Source organism: Plectonema cf. radiosum LEGE 06105, assembly GCF_015207665.1.
GTDB classification, from domain to species: domain Bacteria; phylum Cyanobacteriota; class Cyanobacteriia; order Cyanobacteriales; family Nostocaceae; genus Rivularia; species Rivularia radiosa_A.
In genome coordinates, this window is the sequence record NZ_JADEWL010000011.1 from 1 (window position 1) to 20688 (window position 20688).

20 protein-coding genes are annotated in these 20688 nt (G+C 36.3%); 11 read left to right on the forward strand and 9 right to left on the reverse strand.

Going from position 1 to position 20688, the window contains the following annotated elements; genetic code table 11:
* The 3 genes from cobJ to radC all read left to right on the forward strand — a co-directional run.
* Positions 1-1307, forward strand: a 1307-nt coding sequence (gene cobJ, locus IQ247_RS05285; RefSeq protein ID WP_193917769.1) for a precorrin-3B C(17)-methyltransferase, incomplete at its 5' end; no start/stop codon positions are given.
* 606 nt (positions 1308-1913) lie between these two features.
* The gene (locus IQ247_RS05290; protein WP_193917771.1) at positions 1914-2873 is read left to right on the forward strand and encodes a phosphoribulokinase; all 960 of its coding nucleotides are present in this window, start codon (positions 1914-1916) and stop codon (positions 2871-2873) included.
* 214 nt (positions 2874-3087) lie between these two features.
* Complete coding sequence (radC, locus tag IQ247_RS05295) at positions 3088-3819, forward strand: RadC family protein (protein ID WP_193917773.1); 732 nt, start codon at positions 3088-3090, stop codon at positions 3817-3819.
* Positions 3820-3910: 91 nt separating this feature from the next.
* Here the strand turns inward: radC and IQ247_RS05300 are convergent, their stop codons facing one another.
* Complete coding sequence (locus tag IQ247_RS05300) at positions 3911-4480, reverse strand: NADPH-dependent FMN reductase (protein WP_193917775.1); 570 nt, start codon at positions 4478-4480, stop codon at positions 3911-3913.
* 368 nt (positions 4481-4848) lie between these two features.
* Between IQ247_RS05300 and IQ247_RS05305 the strand changes: the two genes are divergently transcribed.
* The 3 genes from IQ247_RS05305 to IQ247_RS05315 all read left to right on the forward strand — a co-directional run bounded on the left by IQ247_RS05305 (position 4849) and on the right by IQ247_RS05315 (position 8102).
* Positions 4849-5661 carry a carbon-nitrogen hydrolase family protein gene (locus IQ247_RS05305; RefSeq protein ID WP_193917777.1) on the forward strand — a complete coding sequence of 271 codons (813 nt, stop codon included), beginning with the start codon at positions 4849-4851 and terminating at the stop codon, positions 5659-5661.
* A gap of 356 nt (positions 5662-6017) precedes the next feature.
* On the forward strand, positions 6018-7163 hold the full coding sequence (locus IQ247_RS05310) for a phosphodiester glycosidase family protein (RefSeq protein WP_193917779.1): 1146 nt from the start codon (positions 6018-6020) through the stop codon (positions 7161-7163).
* Positions 7164-7466: 303 nt separating this feature from the next.
* Positions 7467-8102 (forward strand): type I restriction enzyme HsdR N-terminal domain-containing protein, encoded by a 636-nt coding sequence (locus tag IQ247_RS05315; RefSeq protein WP_193917782.1) that lies wholly within the window; start codon positions 7467-7469, stop codon positions 8100-8102.
* Between the two features lie 246 nt (positions 8103-8348).
* On the opposite strand, the gene IQ247_RS05320 is transcribed toward IQ247_RS05315, so the two are convergent.
* The 6 genes from IQ247_RS05320 to IQ247_RS05345 form a co-directional block, all read right to left on the reverse strand.
* On the reverse strand, positions 8349-8732 hold the full coding sequence (locus tag IQ247_RS05320) for a type II toxin-antitoxin system RelE/ParE family toxin (protein WP_193917784.1): 384 nt from the start codon (positions 8730-8732) through the stop codon (positions 8349-8351).
* Positions 8725-9000 (reverse strand): type II toxin-antitoxin system RelN family antitoxin, encoded by a 276-nt coding sequence (locus tag IQ247_RS05325; RefSeq protein ID WP_322745429.1) that lies wholly within the window; start codon positions 8998-9000, stop codon positions 8725-8727. The genes IQ247_RS05320 and IQ247_RS05325 overlap by 8 nt, the downstream gene beginning before the upstream one ends.
* A gap of 209 nt (positions 9001-9209) precedes the next feature.
* The gene (locus IQ247_RS05330; RefSeq protein WP_193917786.1) at positions 9210-9350 is read right to left on the reverse strand and encodes a hypothetical protein; all 141 of its coding nucleotides are present in this window, start codon (positions 9348-9350) and stop codon (positions 9210-9212) included.
* An 8-nt stretch (positions 9351-9358) separates the two neighbouring features.
* On the reverse strand, positions 9359-9775 hold the full coding sequence (arfB, locus tag IQ247_RS05335; protein ID WP_193917788.1) for an alternative ribosome rescue aminoacyl-tRNA hydrolase ArfB: 417 nt from the start codon (positions 9773-9775) through the stop codon (positions 9359-9361).
* A 41-nt stretch (positions 9776-9816) separates the two neighbouring features.
* Entirely contained in the window at positions 9817-11175 is a 1359-nt protein-coding gene (locus IQ247_RS05340) for a TRAP transporter large permease (RefSeq protein WP_193917790.1), read from the reverse strand.
* On the reverse strand, positions 11168-11716 hold the full coding sequence (locus tag IQ247_RS05345; protein ID WP_193917792.1) for a TRAP transporter small permease subunit: 549 nt from the start codon (positions 11714-11716) through the stop codon (positions 11168-11170). Before IQ247_RS05345 ends, IQ247_RS05340 begins: the two co-directional genes overlap by 8 nt.
* Positions 11717-12702: 986 nt before the next feature.
* Between IQ247_RS05345 and IQ247_RS05350 the strand changes: the two genes are divergently transcribed.
* Positions 12703-13338: a hypothetical protein gene (locus tag IQ247_RS05350; protein ID WP_193917794.1), complete on the forward strand. Its 636-nt coding sequence runs from the start codon at positions 12703-12705 to the stop codon at positions 13336-13338.
* Here the strand turns inward: IQ247_RS05350 and IQ247_RS05355 are convergent.
* Entirely contained in the window at positions 13325-14314 is a 990-nt protein-coding gene (locus IQ247_RS05355; RefSeq protein WP_193917796.1) for a zinc-dependent alcohol dehydrogenase family protein, read from the reverse strand. The two genes, IQ247_RS05350 and IQ247_RS05355, sit on opposite strands and share 14 nt — an antisense overlap.
* Before the next feature lie 152 nt (positions 14315-14466).
* Here IQ247_RS05355 and IQ247_RS05360 point away from each other — a divergent pair, with 152 nt between their 5' ends.
* The 3 genes from IQ247_RS05360 (at position 14467) to IQ247_RS05370 (ending at position 17190) form a co-directional block, all read left to right on the forward strand.
* A complete protein-coding gene (locus IQ247_RS05360) occupies positions 14467-14895 on the forward strand; it encodes a winged helix-turn-helix transcriptional regulator (RefSeq protein ID WP_193917798.1) in 429 nt (142 codons plus the stop codon).
* Positions 14896-15206: 311 nt separating this feature from the next.
* On the forward strand, positions 15207-15404 hold the full coding sequence (locus tag IQ247_RS05365) for an EamA family transporter (RefSeq protein WP_193917800.1): 198 nt from the start codon (positions 15207-15209) through the stop codon (positions 15402-15404).
* An 82-nt stretch (positions 15405-15486) separates the two neighbouring features.
* Positions 15487-17190, forward strand: coding sequence for an ankyrin repeat domain-containing protein (locus IQ247_RS05370; protein ID WP_228059498.1), 1704 nt, complete (start codon positions 15487-15489; stop codon positions 17188-17190).
* Between the two features lie 42 nt (positions 17191-17232).
* On the opposite strand, the gene IQ247_RS05375 is transcribed toward IQ247_RS05370, so the two are convergent.
* Positions 17233-19500, reverse strand: coding sequence for a slr1591 family oxidoreductase (locus IQ247_RS05375; RefSeq protein ID WP_193917802.1), 2268 nt, complete (start codon positions 19498-19500; stop codon positions 17233-17235).
* 371 nt (positions 19501-19871) lie between these two features.
* On the opposite strand from IQ247_RS05375, the gene IQ247_RS05380 reads away from it, so the two are divergent.
* Entirely contained in the window at positions 19872-20549 is a 678-nt protein-coding gene (locus IQ247_RS05380; RefSeq protein WP_193917804.1) for a pentapeptide repeat-containing protein, read from the forward strand.
* The last annotated feature ends 139 nt before the right edge of the window (positions 20550-20688 follow it).

Sequence of the window (20688 nt, forward strand, 5' to 3'; positions counted from 1 at the left end):
CCCCTCTCCCCATCCCTTCCATCACCTGGCACCCCCGAATACTCTGGGTAGGAATTGGTTGTGAAAGAGGTACATCAAAACAGGTAATTGCACAAGCGATTGATCAAGTATTTCAAGAAAATCAATTTGCACTTGCTGCCATAGCAGGTATTGCCACAATTGATATTAAGAGTAATGAAGTTGGTTTAATAGAACTTTGTCACGAGCGAAATTTACCTTTAAAAACCTTTTCATCAGAAATTCTCCGCACCGTAACAGTTCCCAATCCTTCCCAAGTTGTGGAAAAAGAAGTAGGAACCCCCAGCGTTGCTGAAGCTGCTGCAATTATCGCTGCTAGTCAAATACCCAATGTAGAGACGTTATATATAACGTCTCCCCAGGATATCCCGTCTCTAAAAGTGCCCAAACAAATTTACCGTCCTTCAATCCAAAATCCGTCTTGGAAAGTTTGCTGGGACGGAAACCGACCCCAGCAACTTTCCGCAAAATCTAAAATCCAAAATCTAAAAGGTGCTGTCACAGTTGCAGTTGCCGCTTCGGAAAAAGAATACATCGGTAGAGTAGGTAAATTACTGCTTGTGGGAACCGGACCTGGAAACCTCGACCAAATGACCCCAGCTGCCCAAACAGCGGTAGCTAGCGCCGATGCAGTCATTGGTTATAGTTTATATATTGATTTGATTGCTCCTATCCTCCAGAAACACCAAATTATCGAAGCTTTACCCATTACCAAAGAACGCGATCGCGCTACTCGTGCAATTGAGTTAGCACATTGGGGTTTGAGTGTAGCGGTTATATCTTCGGGAGACTGTGGAATTTACGGTATGGCGGGCTTAGTCATGGAAGATTTACAAGCTAGCGGTTGGGATGGTAAAAGCCCCAGTGTTGAGGTATTTCCGGGAGTAAGCGCCTTTCAATCGGCTGCTGCACGGGTGGGTACACCATTGATGCATGATTTTTGTGCTGTGAGTTTAAGCGATTTGCTTACCCCTTGGGAAGTCATCGTTAAGCGTTTGACAGCAGCAGCAGCAGCGGATTTTGTCACCGCTTTATACAATCCTAAATCCCAAACCCGTACTCAGCAGTTAGTTGCAGCTAGAGAAATTTTTCTGAAATACCGTAACCCCGATACTCCAGTAGCAGTAGTGCGATCGGTTTACCGCGAAGATGAACAAATTATTTTAACTACTTTAGAAAAATTATTAGATGCACCAGTTGATATGTTAACCACCGTTTTAATCGGTAATCAAAGCACCCGTAGTTATGGTGAGTGGATGATAACTCCAAGGGGATATAAAAGATTTTAGATTTTGGATTTTGGATTTTGGATTACTCCTATTCCGCTCCTGATTGTCATCTCTTTTTACCTCTTTGCTCTGCGCTAAGAGCGCCAAGCATCGGTTTTTTTTTATCGGTAATCTTCTGCCGGGAAGGGATTAAGTAGGTAGGCATAATTAAATGTAAGATAGAACCTCACCCCCTTCCCCTCTCCTTGGCAAGGAGAGGGGTGGCTTTAGCCGGGGTGAGGTTTTATATTTAATTTGACCTATTTACTTAATAAGTAGTTACGCAAAATTATATAATTACTCGTGAGTTATGTAACACGAACCCCCAACCCTATTCCCTATTCCCTCCTCAAACAAAATGTTTAATTTATTTTGCACGAGTACTTAATTTATGAGTTTTCCAATTCCCAATTCTCAATTCCCATTACTAATTAATTAATTTACACAATTCGATAACAATCTTTGCACACCATAAATAAGCTTAATAGCGAACGATTTGAGTATTAAGTAAGTGCTTTTCAGCCCAAGTATTTCTTAATGGTTATTGAGTTCTTTCTCATTCATCTCTACAATTAGTAAATTAGTACACAATTTTAAGTTACATTTTCTGCTAATTGAGGGGGTAAAATGGATCGTCCGATTATATTGGGTATTGTCGGTGACAGTGCTGCGGGTAAAACAACTTTAACTAAGGGTATAGCACAGGTATTAGGACCGGAAAACGTCACTGTTATTTGTACGGACGATTATCATCGGTATGACCGCAAGCAGCGTGCGGAAATTGGTATTACCGCTCTTCATCCAGATTGTAACTATTTGGATATTATGCAGCAACAACTTTTACAACTGCGTAATGGGCTACCAATTCTCAAACCAGTTTATAATCATGCAACTGGTAATTTAGATGCACCTCAATACATCAAGCCCAATAAATTTGTGATTATAGAAGGGCTACTGGGTTATTCGACTCGTAAAGCCAGACAGTGTTACGATGTTAAAGTTTATCTAGCTCCTCCTGAATCTCTGCGTGCAAAGTGGAAAGTGAAGCGTGATACTCAAAAGCGTGGTTATACCGAAGAGCAAGTTTTAAGTCAGCTTCAAAAACGCGAACCAGACTCAGAACAGTTTATCCGTCCCCAACGTCAATGGTCAGATATTGTCATTAGTTTCTATCCTCCCAATGATGATTCCGAGCAAAGTAACGGACATTTGAATGTACGGTTAATATTACGTCCCACAATTCCTCACCCAGATTTTATCGAAATTGTCAACTCTGGTAATGGCAATTCCATGTCAGCAATTCGCTTAGATTTAGATCGAGATATGGGTAAACCCGTTGATGTTTTAGAAGTCGATGGACACGCTACATTAGAGCAGGTAAATAGATTAGAACAGATAATCTGTTCCGATATGCCCCATTTGAAAAACGTTTGCGATCGCCAAAGTAATCCAGATTTAGGTAAAGTTGCTGGTACCACCGGAGAAAGTATTCAAAGTTATCCGTTAGCGTTGACTCAGTTGCTGATTACTTACCATATGCTCAAAGCAACACAAACTTCCCAAGAAGGTTTGCAAGTTAAGGTTTAGTTAGTAAGCAGGTGGGTGGAAAATTTATCGTTATGACTTTCTGAGTAGGGAGCAGGGGTTAGGAATAAGCACTCGCAAAATTAATTGTAATTTATTTGTAATTAAAGAAAATTCAATAAAATTAAATATTTTCTGCCATTTAGGTCAATTTTCAGGTTTAAACTGGGATAACTAAAGATAGGTACACCTATCATCGTTATTCCCTATTTTATCTATGACATACTGCCTGAGAATTGCCGATATGGCTGAAAATGAACGTCCGCGAGAACGTTTATTAACCCATGGTGCAAAAGTGTTAGCAACTGCTGAATTAATTGCAATCCTATTAGGTACAGGTCAAGGTCATGGGAAGTTATCCGCTGTAGGTTTGGGACAATATATATTACAGGAATTAGGCAAGCATCAGCGCGAGCCTTTAGCAGTTTTACGAGATATCACCGCTGCTGAATTGATCAAAATTCCCGGAATTGGGCCAGCAAAAGCAACAGCGATTTTAGCAGCCATAGAATTAGGTAAGCGTGCTTTTCAAGCTCGTCCGGGAGAAGGTACATTAATCGATAGTCCAGCTGCTGCTGCTGCTGCATTAAGTCAAGATTTAATGTGGCAACAAAAGGAAAGATTTGCCGTAGTATTACTAGACGTAAAAAATCGTTTACTGGGAACCCAAGTAATTACAATTGGAACCGCAACAGAAACTTTAGCTCCTCCTCGCGATATATTTCGGGAAGTCATACGTCAAGGTGCAACCCGTTTGATAGTCGCACACAACCACCCTTCAGCAAGTCTTGAACCTAGTTGTGAAGATATCGAATTAACCCGTCAATTATTAGCTGGAGCGCAATTTTTGGACATTCCTTTGATTGACCACTTAATACTTGGTGATGGAGAGTTCCAAAGCTTGCGTGAAATTACGACTCTGTGGGATGAGTATCCCCAAGGAGTTTAGTCTAATTCCTAAATTATTTATTATTCTCTATTTCCTAGAAGTTAAATTTAATTATTCACAACTTTTTCTGAGAACGCTTGATTGTCGCAACTTAATTTTCATCGATAGAAACTTCTAATCTTCCATGACGCAATACTGTTGACATCCAAACTAGTTCTTTCATAAATCTTTCAAACCTACGGATATAATTTTCTGCTTCTAATAATTCTCCGGAATCGCTAAATAAATTATTCACATTACTGAAATTCAAATCATAAAAAGTCGTTACCAAACCCAATTCTCGCATTACAGGAAGCAAACTTTGAATTACCCTTGTACCACCGAAAGCTCCTGCTGATACACCGCAAATTCCTACGGCTTTATGAATATATTCTTTTAAATTAGTATCGAGAACGTGTTTAAGTAAACCGGGAAAACTATGATTGTATTCAGGAACTACAATAATAAATCCGTCGGCACGTTCGCAAGTTGTAGAAAATTCTGCATCCTTGATTGATTCTCCAGCGTCATCAATGGGAAATTTTAGTTGACGAATATCAATTAATTCGGTTTCAACATTATGCCATTTTTTAACTTGTTCATAAACAAAATTAGCTACTGGTTCGCTCATTCTACCTTGGCGAGTGGTGCCAAGGATAACCGGGATAAAAATATTACTCATACTTACTTGTTGTGATTGGCGGATATTAAAAAAATATACTTAAATCAATCAAATTGAAATATTTTTTGATTTATGTTCATGTTTTAATATCTGTTTTACTGCAATTATAAATATGATTACTTTTGTTCGGATAAACACTTGGGGTATTTGCCTATGGCTATCGGGAAATATCATACTCACTTTCTCTACCTTCAGGAAGCAATTGCCAAAAAATATTGGATATATTGTATATATTTATAAACAAGAGTTGCTTTTAGTTAGAATAAGTGCAATTAAAAAAAAGACTTTGGATTGAGTTTTACACCAAATGTATTTTATGTTTTGATTTGTAAAAACGTCCGTAAATTCTCTATAAGGTTAATACAACGATGAGTTCTTATTTAGCAGCAGCTATTCAGATGACAAGTGTACCGGATTTACATAAAAATTTGGCACAGGCTGAGGAATTGATAGATGTAGCGGTACATAAAGGTGCAAAATTAGTGGGTTTACCGGAAAATTTTTCTTTTATGGGAGAAGAAAAAGATAAACTTGCACAAGCTGGAGTTATTGCTAAGGAAACTCAAGTTTTTCTCAAAACAATGGCTCAACGTTACCAAGTTAATCTGATTGGTGGTGGTTTCCCTGTTCCTTCCGATGAAAATGATAAGGTTTATAATACTGCTTCGCTGATCGATTCCAACGGTGAGGAATTGTTATGTTATCGTAAGATTCATTTATTTGATGTCAATGTTCCTGACGGTAATACTTATCGAGAATCGAGTACCGTAATGGCTGGGAAAGAACTACCTAGCGTCTACTTCTCGAAAACACTGGGACATATCGGACTTTCAGTTTGTTATGATGTTCGGTTTCCTGAAGTTTATCGGCATCTATCAAAGAAAGGTGCTGATGTGATGTTTGTTCCTGCGGCTTTTACTGCTTTTACTGGTAAAGACCATTGGCAGATATTACTACAAGCCCGTGCTATTGAAAATACCTGTTATATTATCGCTCCAGCCCAGACAGGAATACATTACGATCGTCGTCAAACACATGGACACGCGATGATTATTGACCCTTGGGGTATGATTTTAGCTGATGCTGGTGAACAACCGGGTGTTGCGATCGCAGAAATTAATCCCGCTAGAATTGAGCAAGTTCGTCGTCAAATGCCGAGTTTACAACATCGAGTATTTTAATCGTTATCAACAAAACTATATAGCTAAATTAATTAATATCATGTCCGGATGATTAGTTATTATTCGCTGTTGACTGCTAATTGCTAATTGGTAATTGGTAATTGGTAATTGGTAATGGGTAATTGGTAATTGTTCCCGAACCAACTTTATTACAAGTGTTTAATCGGACATGATATAACCCGGTATCTCTAAGATATGGGTTTTTTTGTTTTTAATACCAATAATTTGTATCAACAAAACAATATTTAAAGAAGCGTTTATTTATTCTTAACTTGAGAGTTTTACTGTATTAATGCCATCGCTTTAAATCAGGGTAATTACGACAACAAGTCCGAATTCTTCTGAGACAAAGAAGTATGAGGTTAATACCTAAAAATCCCGTCCTCGGCTACAGATTTCTAACTTTGATTTGCCCAGATAAATCTCACAAAGTTGTTACTAAGCTGATGCTGGTAATGATTTGTGTGTTTGGTTTTCTAGAATTATTTCCGACTACACAAACTATTGCTCAAGCTGCTAATAATCGCAATGCTTGTATTCAAAATAACGGTTTGAATCAGCAAATTTCTAATTTGCTCAAAACGACTATAAATGTATCCAACTTAGTCAGTAATTCGGATCAGGGTGTGAAAGTTGCGATGCAGACATTTGCTTCACCTTTATCAAGTTATCTCAATAGTAGTGACTTCGATCGAGGTGCATTAGATGTATTTTCCACTATACCATCACCTTTACAGGCAGTGGTTCCTGTTGGTAGGGCGATCGCAATTTCCCTAGAGCCAGGTTTTAACTTCAGCAGTCCGATCCAACGTGTTAGTACTAAAATCGATGACGTTCCCTTGGTGTTGATTTCCGGTGGTAAACCTGTAACTATTCACGCTGATAGTCGCTATCAGTTGGAAGAAGTTGTTGCTAGAAGTGGAATCAATCCTGTTGCTGCGGTTGATGGGACTTTCTTTTCTTTGAAATTCCTCGACTCCAATGTGATGATTGGACCAGTTTACAGTTATTCAACCAAGAAGTTTATCCCTGGAAATAAAAGTGAAAATAAAAAATTAGCAGGTCGTCCTTTGGTTTTAATTAGTCCCTATGCAGTAAGTTACATACCCTTTGAACCTGATAAACATAATACTTTAGAAGGTATACAAGCAGAAATGTCGGGAGTTACCGATGCTTTTGTGGGTGCTGCTTGGCTGGTTAAAAACGGGGAAGCAAAACCCGCGAATTATTTTAATTTTCTCCAAGGAGCCGATGCTACACGCTTCCGGGCTTTTTGGGGGATGAATAAATCGGGTGTTCCTGTAATTGGTATTTCAGCAAAAAGACTTGATTCTGCAAGCCTTGGTAAAGCCTTGGTTAAAGCCGGATTTCAAGATGCTGTAATGCTTGATTCGGGTGCGAGTACCTCTTTAGTTTATAAAGGACAATCTTTGGTAGGTTATGTACCTCGTCCGGTACCTCATGCAGTTGCTTTAATTGGAAACGAATCTGATTGTAATTAAGTTAATTATTTGATTATTGTTGATTTTTATGAGACAGGTCGTAAATGGTCTGTCTTTATTTATGGTGATTTTTTTCTTAATAATTGTTTTGGCATAAACAAATTGACTCATACGTACTAATAAATGAGAAAAGTTTTACTATTGTTTGGGGAAGAGAAGCGAGAAAATATCCAATCGTTGGAAAGAAAATTATCCTTTTGAAAATCTCTTGTATAAATAGTCATATCCCACGCATGAATTATCTTAATGATTATTGGTTTATTTGAATTATCCTAATGTTAATTAGGTCTTATAAAGGGAATTATGATCACAAGTATCGCCATTGCGGAAAATATTACGACACTTCGACAAGTTGAGGAGAAACTGGGGTTAAGCCTCAGTAATGATAGTCAATTTTTTACTGAGTGGATGGCGGATTTACCTATACTAGATCAAGCAGAAGTTTCCAGATTAGAGCAAGTTCGACAAAACTACCTTTACCAAATTTCTGATGGAAGTCTTTTAGAAGAAACTATTAAAATGGTGGTTCTTTCTCCATTACTTGAACTTGCAGGCTTTTATCAGGCTCCATACAGGTTTAAGACTGAGGTATCGGTGGAAATTGCAGCGCAAGGGGATAATGAGGAGATTTTACGGGGAAGGATTGATGCTTTAATTTTACAAGGGCAATTATGGATTGTTTTAATAGAATCTAAAAAAACGACTTTTGATGTGGAATTGGCGATTCCGCAAACTTTGGCTTATATGGCAGCGAATCCCCAATCAGAACGACCTTTGTACGGAATGATAACTAATGGTAGTAGCTATTTGTTTGTGAAAACTTTGGGTCGTTTATACGCTGTTTCTGATTTGTTTTCTACTAGGTCGCAGTATCGTAATAATTTGCATGAAGTATTAAAAATTCTTAAGTGTTTGGGAGGGGTGATTACGCAAGATTAAAATTAATGACTGGGGTGTCGGTCGAGGTATGATCGCCTATTCCTCTGCTTCCTCTGGTGTGGGTGGGCATCATAGTGGTGATAGCTCCGTTAACACTTCGGGCGATCGCACTAATGAAACGATTATTTCACTGTAGCTGTTGGGATTGAGAGAAGATGAAAAGCTTTTGATTGCGATCGCTGTCAATTTTTACCATATTCCCGTACTCAAAAATCTGTGCGATCGTCTTTATATTTTGCTTTTAAACTAGATATTTTCTTTCGTTTCTATATTTTCAACTGATGATTGTTCGTAATCGGCAATAATATCTTTAATTTCCGCAGCCGCAATATCAACTTGTTCGGATTTTGTATAAATAGTGAGCAAAATAATCCCTGTTGCTGTTTTGAGATAGTAAATTAGACGATACCCGCCACTTTTTCCTTTCTGAATATCGCTATTGCGAACCCTTAGTTTAAAAACAGTATAGTTGGTTTCTTGAATTTGGTCTCCTGGTAATTCTCCACTTTCGAGTTGCTCGATAATCGGTTGTACATCACTGCGAATACTGCGATATTTTTTGGCAAGGGTACGTATATTTCGGTTAAAAGTTGGTGATGCGACAACTTCTATTAACTTTTTTTTACTCATCCTCGATTCCATCCCAAATTTGAGAAACAGGGATGGTTTTTCCAGTCATTGCTTCATGCCAAGCTTGACGAAAATCTGCGATAATTTCCTCTTTAGATTTATCCTTTTCGTTGTTTTCTTCCTCTGGGATTAAAACGATTACTTTCACGCGACTCTTTTTATCTAGGGTTAGAGGAGTATCTAAAGCTAGTTGTCCTTGCTCGTCAACAGTTCCCATCACTTCGATCGCTTTCATCAAAATCCTCGCATAAATCTTGGAAATATCCATTGTGCAGATAATTCCTCAATAGATTTTACTTACATTTTATCGCAACGTATAGCGATGTCTAGCGACAAGCATTACGGCTACGCAGCTTTGAAGCTGGTTGTGAGATGGGAATCGCCTATTCCCTTACCAATACCGTAAAAAAGTTGAAGCTTACATCCGTAACAACGAAAACCACATTGCGATCGCTAAACTCAAACATAACCATCCCCTCACCTACACAGACTTACAAGCTCTAGAAACAATGCTATTTTCTGGGGATGCGATCGATCGCAAGCCGCGAACAATTTGAAACCGTCTACGGCAAAGACATCAGCCCATCTAGCTTCGCTAATCGCAATTCTCAGATTCAATCAACAATCTACTCATCACTAACCTTTCCCCGATTAAATTTAATCTGACTGCGCTTCTTTTTAGCATCAACACGTCTTTTTTGCGAACTTGTTGAAGGTTTGGTCGGTTTACGTTTTTTCTTAACGACTACAGCACTTTTAATTAGTTGTTTTAACCTCGATATGGCATCTTCTTTATTTTTTAACTGACTTCTATATTCTTGAGCTTTAATTATAATAATTCCATCTTGAGTAATTCGGTTATCACTTAACTTCAAAAGCTGCTGTTTATAAAAATCCGGTAACGAAGAAGCCTTAATATCAAAACGTAAATGGATTGCTGTAGCAACCTTATTCACATTTTGACCACCAGCACCTTGAGAACGAATGGCACTAATTTCAATTTCGCTATCGGAAATAATCACATTTCTAGAAATTTGCAGCATGAACAGTTATCAGTTATCAGTTATCAGTTATCAGTTATCAGTTATAAATTCTCAACTGGTTTCATCAAAGAAGGTAAAAAGGTGACAATTCCCGGAAACACGATAATTAATCCCAATACAAATAACTGAATCAAAATAAACGGAATCACACCTTTATAAATATCTGTTGTGCTTACTTCTTTGGGTGCAACTCCACGAAGATAAAATAAAGCAAAACCAAAAGGAGGTGTTAAAAATGAAGTTTGTAAATTCGCTCCCAAAAGAACCCCGTACCAAACTAAATCAATACCCAATTGTTGCGCTACCGGAACAAATAACGGTACAACAATAAAAGCAATCTCGAAGAAGTCGATAAAGAATCCTAATAGCAACACTACTGACATACTCACAATTAAAAATCCAATTTGACCACCAGGTAAATTACTTAAAACGGATTCCATAAATATATCGCCGTTCAGTCCACGAAACACTAAACTAAAGGCAGTTGAACCAAATAAGATAAATATCACCATGCTGGTAATTCGCATCGTCGAATCACAAACTTGACTCAATGCTGATAAAGTAAGTTGGCGATTTGTAGCAGCTAAAATTATCGTTGCAACACAGCCTACCGCTCCCGCTTCCGTTGGTGTCGCGAATCCAAAAAAAATGCTTCCTAATACTAATAATATTAAAATTAAAGGCGGTAACATCACCTGAAAAATTTGCCCTGTTAATGCCTTTGCACCAATATTTCTAACTTCTGCGGGTAAAGCTGGAGCAATTTCCGGTTTTAAAAAAGCAATTATTAAAACGTATACAGCAAAAGCACCAGCCATCATCAAACCAGGAATTATCGAACCGATAAATAAATCTCCTACCGAAATATTGCGATCGCCGATTCGTAATTGATCGGCAAGTACTATCAATACAACAGATGGAGGAATTATTTGTCCTAAAGTTCCCGATGCAGCAATCACTCCTGTGGCTAACTTTTTATCGTAACCGTAGCGCAACATAATCGGTAAGGATATCAAACCCATGGCGACTACTGTTGCTGCAACAACTCCCGTTGTGGCTGCCAATAAAGCCCCAACAATTACCACAGCCAAAGCTAAACCACCCCGCAAACGTCCCAAGATAATTCCCATGGTTTCTAAAAGACGTTCGGCAATACCCGTTTTTTCTAACATCGACCCCATAAAAATAAAATAAGGAATAGCTAATAGGGTGTAATTATTCATGATGCTAAAAATCCGCAACGGCATTAAACCAAATAATTGCAGGTCAAAAATTCCTAATACAGTTCCTAATAAAGCGAAAATAATCGCCACCCCACCCAAGGAAAACGCTACCGGATACCCCAAAGATAATAAAACCAAAGCACCGGCAAACATTAATGGTCCAAGCCAATCAATCATTATGATGTTCCTCAGAAACTTGTATATAACCTTTGAAAATGGCGAAGTTTTTGATAACTTGAGAAATTCCCTGCAATATCAACAATGCAAAAGAAATAATTATTGTCGTTTTAATCGGATAGCGGGGCAAACCATCCGGGTCTGAAGAACCTTCCCAAATTGACCAGGAATTAACAACCGCTTCCCAAGAATAGAAAATCACTAAAATACAAAACGGAATTAAAAAAAATAGAGTACCTAAAATTTCTATCACTGCTTTACGACGGGGATTCCATCTACTGTAGAATACGTCAACTCGCACGTGTTCATTATGTTTGAGCGCATAAGCAGCAGCAAAGAAGAATATTAAACTAAAAATGTACCATTGAGCTTCAATATAAGCATTAGAACTTAAACTCCTACCAGTTAATCGTCCTAGATATCTACCGATAACGTTCCATCCACCAATAATTACCATGACTAATACTAGCCAACTGGTAACTTTACCAATGATTTCGTTACAGGCATCAATTACTCGCGACACCTTTAATAAATTCTCCAACACCCACTACCTCAATCAATCTGCGTAAAAGTAGTTTACATCTGATAGGGGAAGATTTATGTTAACTAGTTCGCAATTCTCAACCATGTTAATCTCTGCCTCACCCACTAATCTCCTTCCCTTTGCGATCACGTAGTGCAAGCTCGTTGCTATCGCGCTATTAATCTACTACTACAGCCAATACAAAATCAACAAGGTATTCAATACCTAGCTCAAAAACACATTCCTAAATATCTTCAAGTTCAAATATTTTTTTAATCCTATTTTTATCGAAAGTTAATTTATAAAAAAATAACCGTAAATAAATTAAGTAATTCAAATTAATTTTTATGATATCAAGAAAATAATAAAGTTAAAATAGGTCCAAACAGATTATATATAATTTTTATTTTACATAAAAAGTGATTTAGATAACGTCTAATAAACAAGTTAACTTGGTTAAATAAATGAAAATTTTTGCATTATTAATGACCTTATTCTTAATAAAGGCATTTTTTGTTAATTTTCATTGCAAAATACTGATTTTTTTTCGTGTTCATATGTAGATTCATAACTTTTTCTCAGTGATAGAGGTATTTCATATCACTTTCAAAAGAATGCAACCGTATTTTAACGGAGAGGAATCTCATATTGGATAAATTGGATTTGAAAAAATTGCCCTAAAGAGTTTTATTTAAGAATTAGATATAAATTTGTTGAATTGAGTCCAAAATAAAAGTATTTTATATCACAGAATAAACGATAAAACCGTATTTTTATTGAGAAAAAGCGGGTGTTATATAATTCGTGATTGCCAAAATTGCAACATTGATTACGGAAAAGTATCCGGAGAAAAAAACTATATCTATATTTATGAATCAAACTTAAACCGAAATCAAGCTTTGAGAATATTCTCTGTTGAAAAGATAAAATTATCGCCTGGTGGTATAGAGAAGGGAATTTTATCGGCTATAACCGATTGGTAAATACTATAGATATAAAAGTAAATGAAATTGGGATTAATGTTCAAAGGGCTATTTTTAATAATAATTATGGCGGTAATTGGAGTTTGCTTAAAATTTATCTTTGATAATCAATTAAAAGAAGGGAAAAGGGCTGAATATTGTCGTCAAAGGAAACCACTGATTGAAATCAAGGAAAAAAAATTCGATAAAAACGGAGTAATGAAGCGTGAAGGAACATTTTATAGACAAGTTGCTTTGAAAAATAAATTTGTAGTTTCAGTAGTAATATTTCCGCAAGCATTAAACAGTGAAACTTGGTCAAAAGTGCCACAATCATCAATTAAATATCTTGGAAAGGGAGGAGATGGTGATAGTTTGCGAGAATGGTTAAGTCCGGATTATTTTTATTTACTCGAAGTTCCTGAAAACGCTAAGGGTTTGGCTTTTGCTAGACTCTGTTATCAGAATGGTGATGCAACGGTTTACTCTATCAAAAATTGGAAACAAACAGCAAGTAATAAGATATTAATCAACGGTAACATTCATCTCGAACATACTACTCCCTTACCTAAAATCAATCCTGTTGATATCTTAGTGAATACGGGAAGTAATAAAAAAGATAGTTTGGGGGATGTAACGGAGGTTTATTTTACAAAGGAGAAAATTATAATTCTATAGTTACTTTACCAATAGCTTGTCCGGATTGAGCATAATCATGGGCTGCTGCAACTTCAGAAAAACTAAATGATTTTGGGTCTAGTAGAGGACGAATTTGACCTCGCTCTACTAGTTGAGCTAATTGAGTTAAAATTTTGCCGTGGTGATTTCTATCAATATTATGCAGCATGGGAATTAACATAAATACCAAATGCAGTGATAAACCCTTTGCATGGAGAAGGGTTAAATCTTGAGTTGAAAGAGACACGATAGAAACAACAATTCCATTTAAAGCTGCTGCTTGGAAAGCATTTTGGAGATTATCATTACCTACCGTATCAAAAACAATATCAAATCCTTTGCCATTAGTATGTTGATTGACGAAACTTTCCACAGATTGTTGACGATAATTAATCACTTCATCAGCACCCAACTGATGAACTATTGCAGCTTTTTCTAAATTGGAAACCGTTGTATATACCTTTGCACCACAAGACTTTGCCAATTGTACAGCTATATGTCCGACACCGCCCGTACCACCATAAATTAAAACAGTTTGTCCGCTACGAATTTTAGCCCTTTCAATTAATCCTGACCAAGCAGTAATTGAGACCAAAGGTAAAGCAGCAGTTTCTCGCATACTAAGGGATTTGGGTTTTCTTGCTATTAATGCAGCATCAGCCAATATATATTCTGCAAGCGCTCCTCCCATACCTTTGATACCACCAGCACAACCATAAACTTCATCACCAGGTTGAAAACTATTTACACCTTCACCTACTTTTTCAATTACACCTGCAACATCCCCATGTAAAACCGCAGGAAAATTAGGAGCGATATCCGGGATAATCCCACCACGAATTTTATAATCAACTGGATTAACGCTAGTTGCTAACACTCGAATTAACACATGATTGGGAATAACTTTTGGTATTGGTAAATCTACAACTTTAAATTCTGTTGCTTTTCCAAATTTTTCAATTACTTGAGCTTTCATCGTGGTTCAAAAATATATTACAAAGATTTGTGATTGCTATTTAACTAATTAACATCAAAATTTTTTGAAATAGAAGTATTTACTTAAAAGTGATATACTTACCATTTAGTTAAAATTGAATTATTATACAAATTCGATTAAATATTGCTGTAATGACATCAGAAAATAATTACTCGGCTCTTGCTGCTCTTGAACGTATCGCTAATATAGATATTTTTGATGAAAGTTGTGAAGGACATCAAGCACTTGAGAAAATTGCCAATAAATGGACGATTCTGATTATTTATGCATTAACGCAAGGTACGAAACGTTATGGTGAATTAAAGCAGCAAATTAAAGGTATATCTCCAAAAATGCTGATCCAAAATTTGCGTAATTTAGAACGATGTGGATTAGTTGAGCGTAAAGTTTTTCCGGTTGTACCACCCAAAGTTGATTATTCATTAACTCCTCTGGGTAAATCATTAGTTGAACCGTTGGCTATTTTTGGTGAATGGAGTTATATACATATTCATGAAGTGAAAGCAGCCTGTAGTCGCTATGAGAGTCAACCGGATTCAATAGAATTAAAATTAAAGTAAATAAATTTTGTTTTTCTAGTTTAAGAATTACTTGCGATCGCGATACCATACTTGAGGGCAATTCATAGTTGGTGCGTGAGTATAATTCGTAATTCGTAATTCGTAATTCGTAATTAATGCCCCATAAATTGAATTTAGGGGCTTCGTGCATGGCATAATCCACGGATAAATCCGGGGGCTATGTCCTGACGGACACGCTACGCTAACGGACCTTAAAAATTTACCCGGTGACGCTAACAACTTTAATTCTCTTTACAGTATTTATCTCTCGCGTCACACACCCTACAATTAATTAAGACCAATTATTCTATTTGAGTACAGCTTTAGCATATATCCTTTATTTTCGATTGATTCAAAATATTGGTGTCACAAAAAGCTTAACAGTTACCTATTTAATACCTATCTTTGCTATGCTTTGGGGTATGCTTTTTCTTAAAGAACCGATAACTACATCGATGATTATAGGCTGTTTTTTAATTTTATCCGGAGTGGCGATCGCCAATAATTGATTTATCAAATTACTTAATTGACGTATGTAAAATAAGTAATTAATATTAGTGGATATTTATTATTTATCAATTCTACAAAATCATGAAGATTCACGACTATGTAAGACAGGGAGATATAAACGAAGTTAGACGGTTAATCAGAAAAGGGATTGAGATTAATTGTGTAGATGAAGATTCCGATCACACACCGTTGATGGTAGCTGTAAGTAGTTTGAATGCAAATGTTGATATGGTACGCTTGCTTGTAGAAAATGGAGCCGATATTAATGGGGTGGAAAGTCAATTTCAAGATACCGTACTCGGTTTAGCAGTCAAAGCCGGAAATTTCGATAAAATCCGATTTTTATTAGATGTTGGTGTTGATATTAATTATCGAACACCAAGTGGTTATGATGTTTTGATAGATGTGATGCATGGTAGAGATATTACTCAAGATGAATATCTCATACCAATTTTAAATTTACTAATTGAAAGAGGTGCAGAAGTAGATGGGATGAGTAATTATGGAGAAACTGCACTCAAGGTTGCTTTTTATAATGCCAGATTTGATGCTGTGAAATTACTATTAGATGCTGGAGCGGAAGAAAAACAATTAAAATGGACGCATTTAATGGAAGCGGTTGTTTCTGGAAGTTTAGCAGAGGTGCAAAGTTTACTTGAACAAGGTGCTGATATTTATGATGTGGATTGTTGGAATAGAAATGCTTTTATTTTAAGTTTGGAAATAGGTGATTTATTCAAGGCTAAATTAATATTACGTTTTACACCAACTCGTGATGATTTATTATTCTGGTGGAAATCTCCGCTATTTTATCCGATAAAAAATCATAATAGTAAAATTCTAGAATGGTTAATTGCAGAAGGATTTGATATTGAAGCAACTGACGAATATTTGAATACTCCTTTAATGTTCGCTGCTGAATGTGGTGCTACCGATTGCGTAAAAATTTTACTGGAAGCTGGTGCTGATACAAGTAAAGTTAATAATTACCAAGAAAATGCTTTGAATAAAGCAGCTAATTTAGAAATCGTTAAAATGCTTGTGGTTAAAGGAGAAGATACGAGCGATATTAACAACGAGATGCGAGTATTGTTAACAGGTGTTGGTAATCAAGAATTACAGCTTGAAGAAATCAAGGATAAAACACAAAGAATTCCTCGATATGGAATTAATAACCCAGAAATTATTCAAAACGAATTTTGGGAAGCAATGGTACGTAGCGGTGTAGATGCTTATTCTGGTAGAAGTGATGAGGAGAAGAGGAGTTTTGTTGATGCTCCCCTATGGTGTTATCAAAGATTCGGCAGAAGTATTACAATATTACCCGACGGTAGAATTGTAGAAATTGCTGGAGAACATGAGGATTTTTACGACCCAGATTTTTGTATATATAATGATGTAGTTGTCTTTGATGGTAAAGGTAATTTTCAAATTTATGGTTATCCCAAAGAGATTTTCCCTCCCACCGATTTTCATTCGGCAACATTAATAGATAATTACATCTACATTATCGGCAGTTTGGGTTATCAAAATCAAAGAAACCCTAACCAAACCCCAGTTTACCGATTAAATTGCAATACATTTAAAATCGAAAAAATCAAAACCACTGGAGATAAACCCGGTTGGATAAGCAGACACAAAGCCAAATATCATCCACCATCCCAAATTTCTATAACTGGTGGTAAATTATGGACGATAGTTGATGGTGAAAAAGATTATGTTGATAACTCTTTAAATTACATTTTAGATTTAACCAACTTTAAATGGAATTCCATCATCCCTTAACCTCAGCGAAACTCCGCGTTTCCTTCGCGACACTCTGCGTTTCTAAACTAATCTTATCCCTTCTTCCCCTCCAACCCTACCAATAATCCTAGCTTGCTCATAACCCAACTCCTTTAACTTCCTCAAACAATTATCAGCTTGCTCAGGAGAAACCGCAGCTAATAAACCTCCGGAAGTTTGTGGGTCATATAATAAAGGATAATTAGGATGAAATACCCATTCTTCTAAATTCTTAATATAACTTGCAGCTTTGAGATTTTCCGGATAAAGGGAACTAAAAATTCTTTTTTCTACAGTTTCCCTAGCACCATGCAAAATTGGAATATCATCAAACTTCAAGGTAACTCCAATTTGAGAAGCTTTGACCATTTCTAATAAATGACCAATTAAACCAAAACCCGTGATATCAGTACAAGCAGTTGCACCATATTCTAAAAAACATCCAGATGCAGCTCGATTTGATAACAACATTGATTTTATCGCATTATCAATCCAAACTGCTTTCACTTCCCGACGCATTTGGGCAGCAAATAAAGTTCCTGTACCCACAGCTTTCGTTAAAATTAAAACGTCATTAACTAACATTCCGCTTTTACGTAAAAGTTGATTTTGCTCCGCTAAACCGTTACAAGATAAACCAAACGCTAATTGATTACCTTGAATAGTATGTCCACCAATTAAAGATACTCCAGCTTGATTTAACTGTTTTACAGCACCCGATAATAATTGAAAAAGAGTTTCCTCAATTGTGGAAGATGTACCATAGGGAATAGTAGCTAAAGCTAAAGCACTAGTGGGAATTGCTCCCATTGCCAAAATATCGCTTAAACAATGATTGACAGCGATTTGTCCAAAAATATAAGAGTCATTAATTAAACTAGTAAAATAATCAATCGTCTGCACCATCAACTTTCCCGTAGGAACTTTGACCACAGCAGCATCATCCGGATACCTTAAACCAATAATAATATCTTCTTGTTCCTGAATCGGTTGTGATTCTTGAATTCGCTGTAAAACCCTTTCTAAAACATTACCACCAACCTTAGAACCACATCCAGAGCATTGTAGAGGCGTAGCAATGCTACGTCTGTACGTTAAGTACGTTAAGGAATTTTGGATTGTCAATCTATCATTGCTCATTTCCGGTAAATCACTAAACCGTTTCATAAACTTCCGATCAATGTAATCCTTCCACAGCCATAATAATTTGTGGGGTGGTAAAGTCAACCATCCACGAGTTGCGATCGCCATTCCATCCCCAGTACCGATTAAACTTAAATAATCTTGTTGTGGTTGATAATTTTTCAGAGCTTTTCCTAATAAACTGCGGCGTAAATTCTCAAATAAGGGTTTCCCTTGACGTACTGCAAAAACCCCTGCTTTTGGGCGGGGATAATTTTTCATCGTCGCAATGTCTCCAGCAGCAAACACTTGGGGATGAGATACCGACTGTAAATTATCGTTAACTAAAATAAATCCTCGTTGATCGGTGGTAATTCCCGTTGCTGCTAACCATTGCGGTGCAGAAGCTTGAGTTACCCAAAATATATAATTGCATTTTACCTCCAACCCGGATTCACATATAACATTAAATCTTTCTATATGCTCCGAAGGTGCAACTTGACATACTGTCTCACCCAAATGCAATTTCACATCACGTTGAATTAAAAGCCTCCTCAACCAATTCCCTACAGAAGCATGATGATTAGATAATAAATTGCGATTATTGCGACTAAATAAATGAATTTGCAAATTAGTAGGATGATATCGTCTTAAATTCCCCCACATTGACAGGGCTAATTCTACACCCCCAGCACCACCACCAACAATCCCGATATTCACAGATTTTTGGGGATTGTGCTGAATTTCTTCAACTAACTCATACCACTTTTCCAACAACTTTCCTACAGGTTTCGCAGGAATAGCATATTCTGTCGCACCGGGTACAGAAATTGTTGCGGGAGTAGAACCAATATCAATAGATAATAAATCAAAACTGATATGGGGACGATTTGCACAAATAACTTGATTTTTCTGTAAATCAATACCAATTACAGAATCTATATATAGTTGTGCTTGAGCAAAATTCGCTAACTTGCGTAAATCGATATGACATTGTTCATGAGTATAAAATCCAGCAATATGTCCAGGTAACATCCCGGAATAAGGAGTATCGCTATAATCGGTAATCAAAGTTATCCGAACTCCCGGTAAAGCTTTCATAGCAAACATTTTCAGCGCGATAACATGAGAATGTCCCCCACCAACTAATACCAGGTCTTTAAATAAAGGCTGTATATTATGCTGCATTTTTTTGATTTGAGATTTTGGATTAAAAGCTGATATTTATTAAGTTAAGTAAGTAGATACAAATAAATCGTACTATGTAACAAAATATAAACTCTTCTCAAGGACTTATTTCTACTCCCTAGTGATAACGATCAATTTTTCTACCCACGTACTTAGCAATTTTTCACCCCTTTGTGCAATTTTTTTATATTATCGAATCAAACCGAATTAAACATTTTTGTATTTATCATCATATAGCTAAATAATGATGGTAGCAAAGTGACAGTTAATTCAGTCTAAATCATGTATTCTATAAAATATTCGATAAAAATGTATCAAAAGCAAACCTTGTTACGAAAACTTTGTGATTATATACTTACTCAATATTAATAATGAGAGCATCAGATAACAAAAGTATCAAAAAACGCTTAAAAATCGCCGCAAAAAAAATAAGTAATCCTCAAATAGAAGATAGATTAATCGCTATCCAAGATTTAAAAGAAATAGGTGAAGAACATCCCCTAGAATACGACAATATTATTCAAATTTTGACTAAATTAATTCATATAAATAGGTCATTAAAATTATTTAATCATGATGAAATCAATCCGATAACCGAAATTAGCAGTGATATTCAAATTGCTTTAAAAATCATCACTAATCCGGATATTGATAAATACTTGTGTAGAAATAAGATTGACTTAAGTTATGTAGATATTAGAGGCGCAAATCTTCCGGGAGCTAACTTAGAAAAAATTAACTTACGGCAATCAATTCTTTACCGAGCCAATCTAATTGACGCAAATCTAGAAAATGCTAACTTAAATGGTGCATTACTAAGTGCAGCTAATCTTTGTCATGCAAATTTTACTCGCGCTAACTTATGTGGTGCTATATTAAATGCAGCTAATCTTTGTGGAGCAAATCTTACCCATGCTGATTTGCGTAATGCTAATTTGTTTTTAGCTAATTTGCAGGGAGCGAACTTCGACGGTACAAACTTGGATGGAGCTAACTTAAGAGAAGCTGAGTTTTGCGGTAACAAAGCTACTCATGACGCTCAAAATTGAAAAAAATATTCGTAAAGTTATCAATTAGCGATGTTTCCACAACAATCGCTTATCAGCTATCTACGTAATTTTACCGTGCCAGAGAATATCATTAGGGCATTATATTAGAGACAATCTACTAGCTGTCCAACAGCTATAG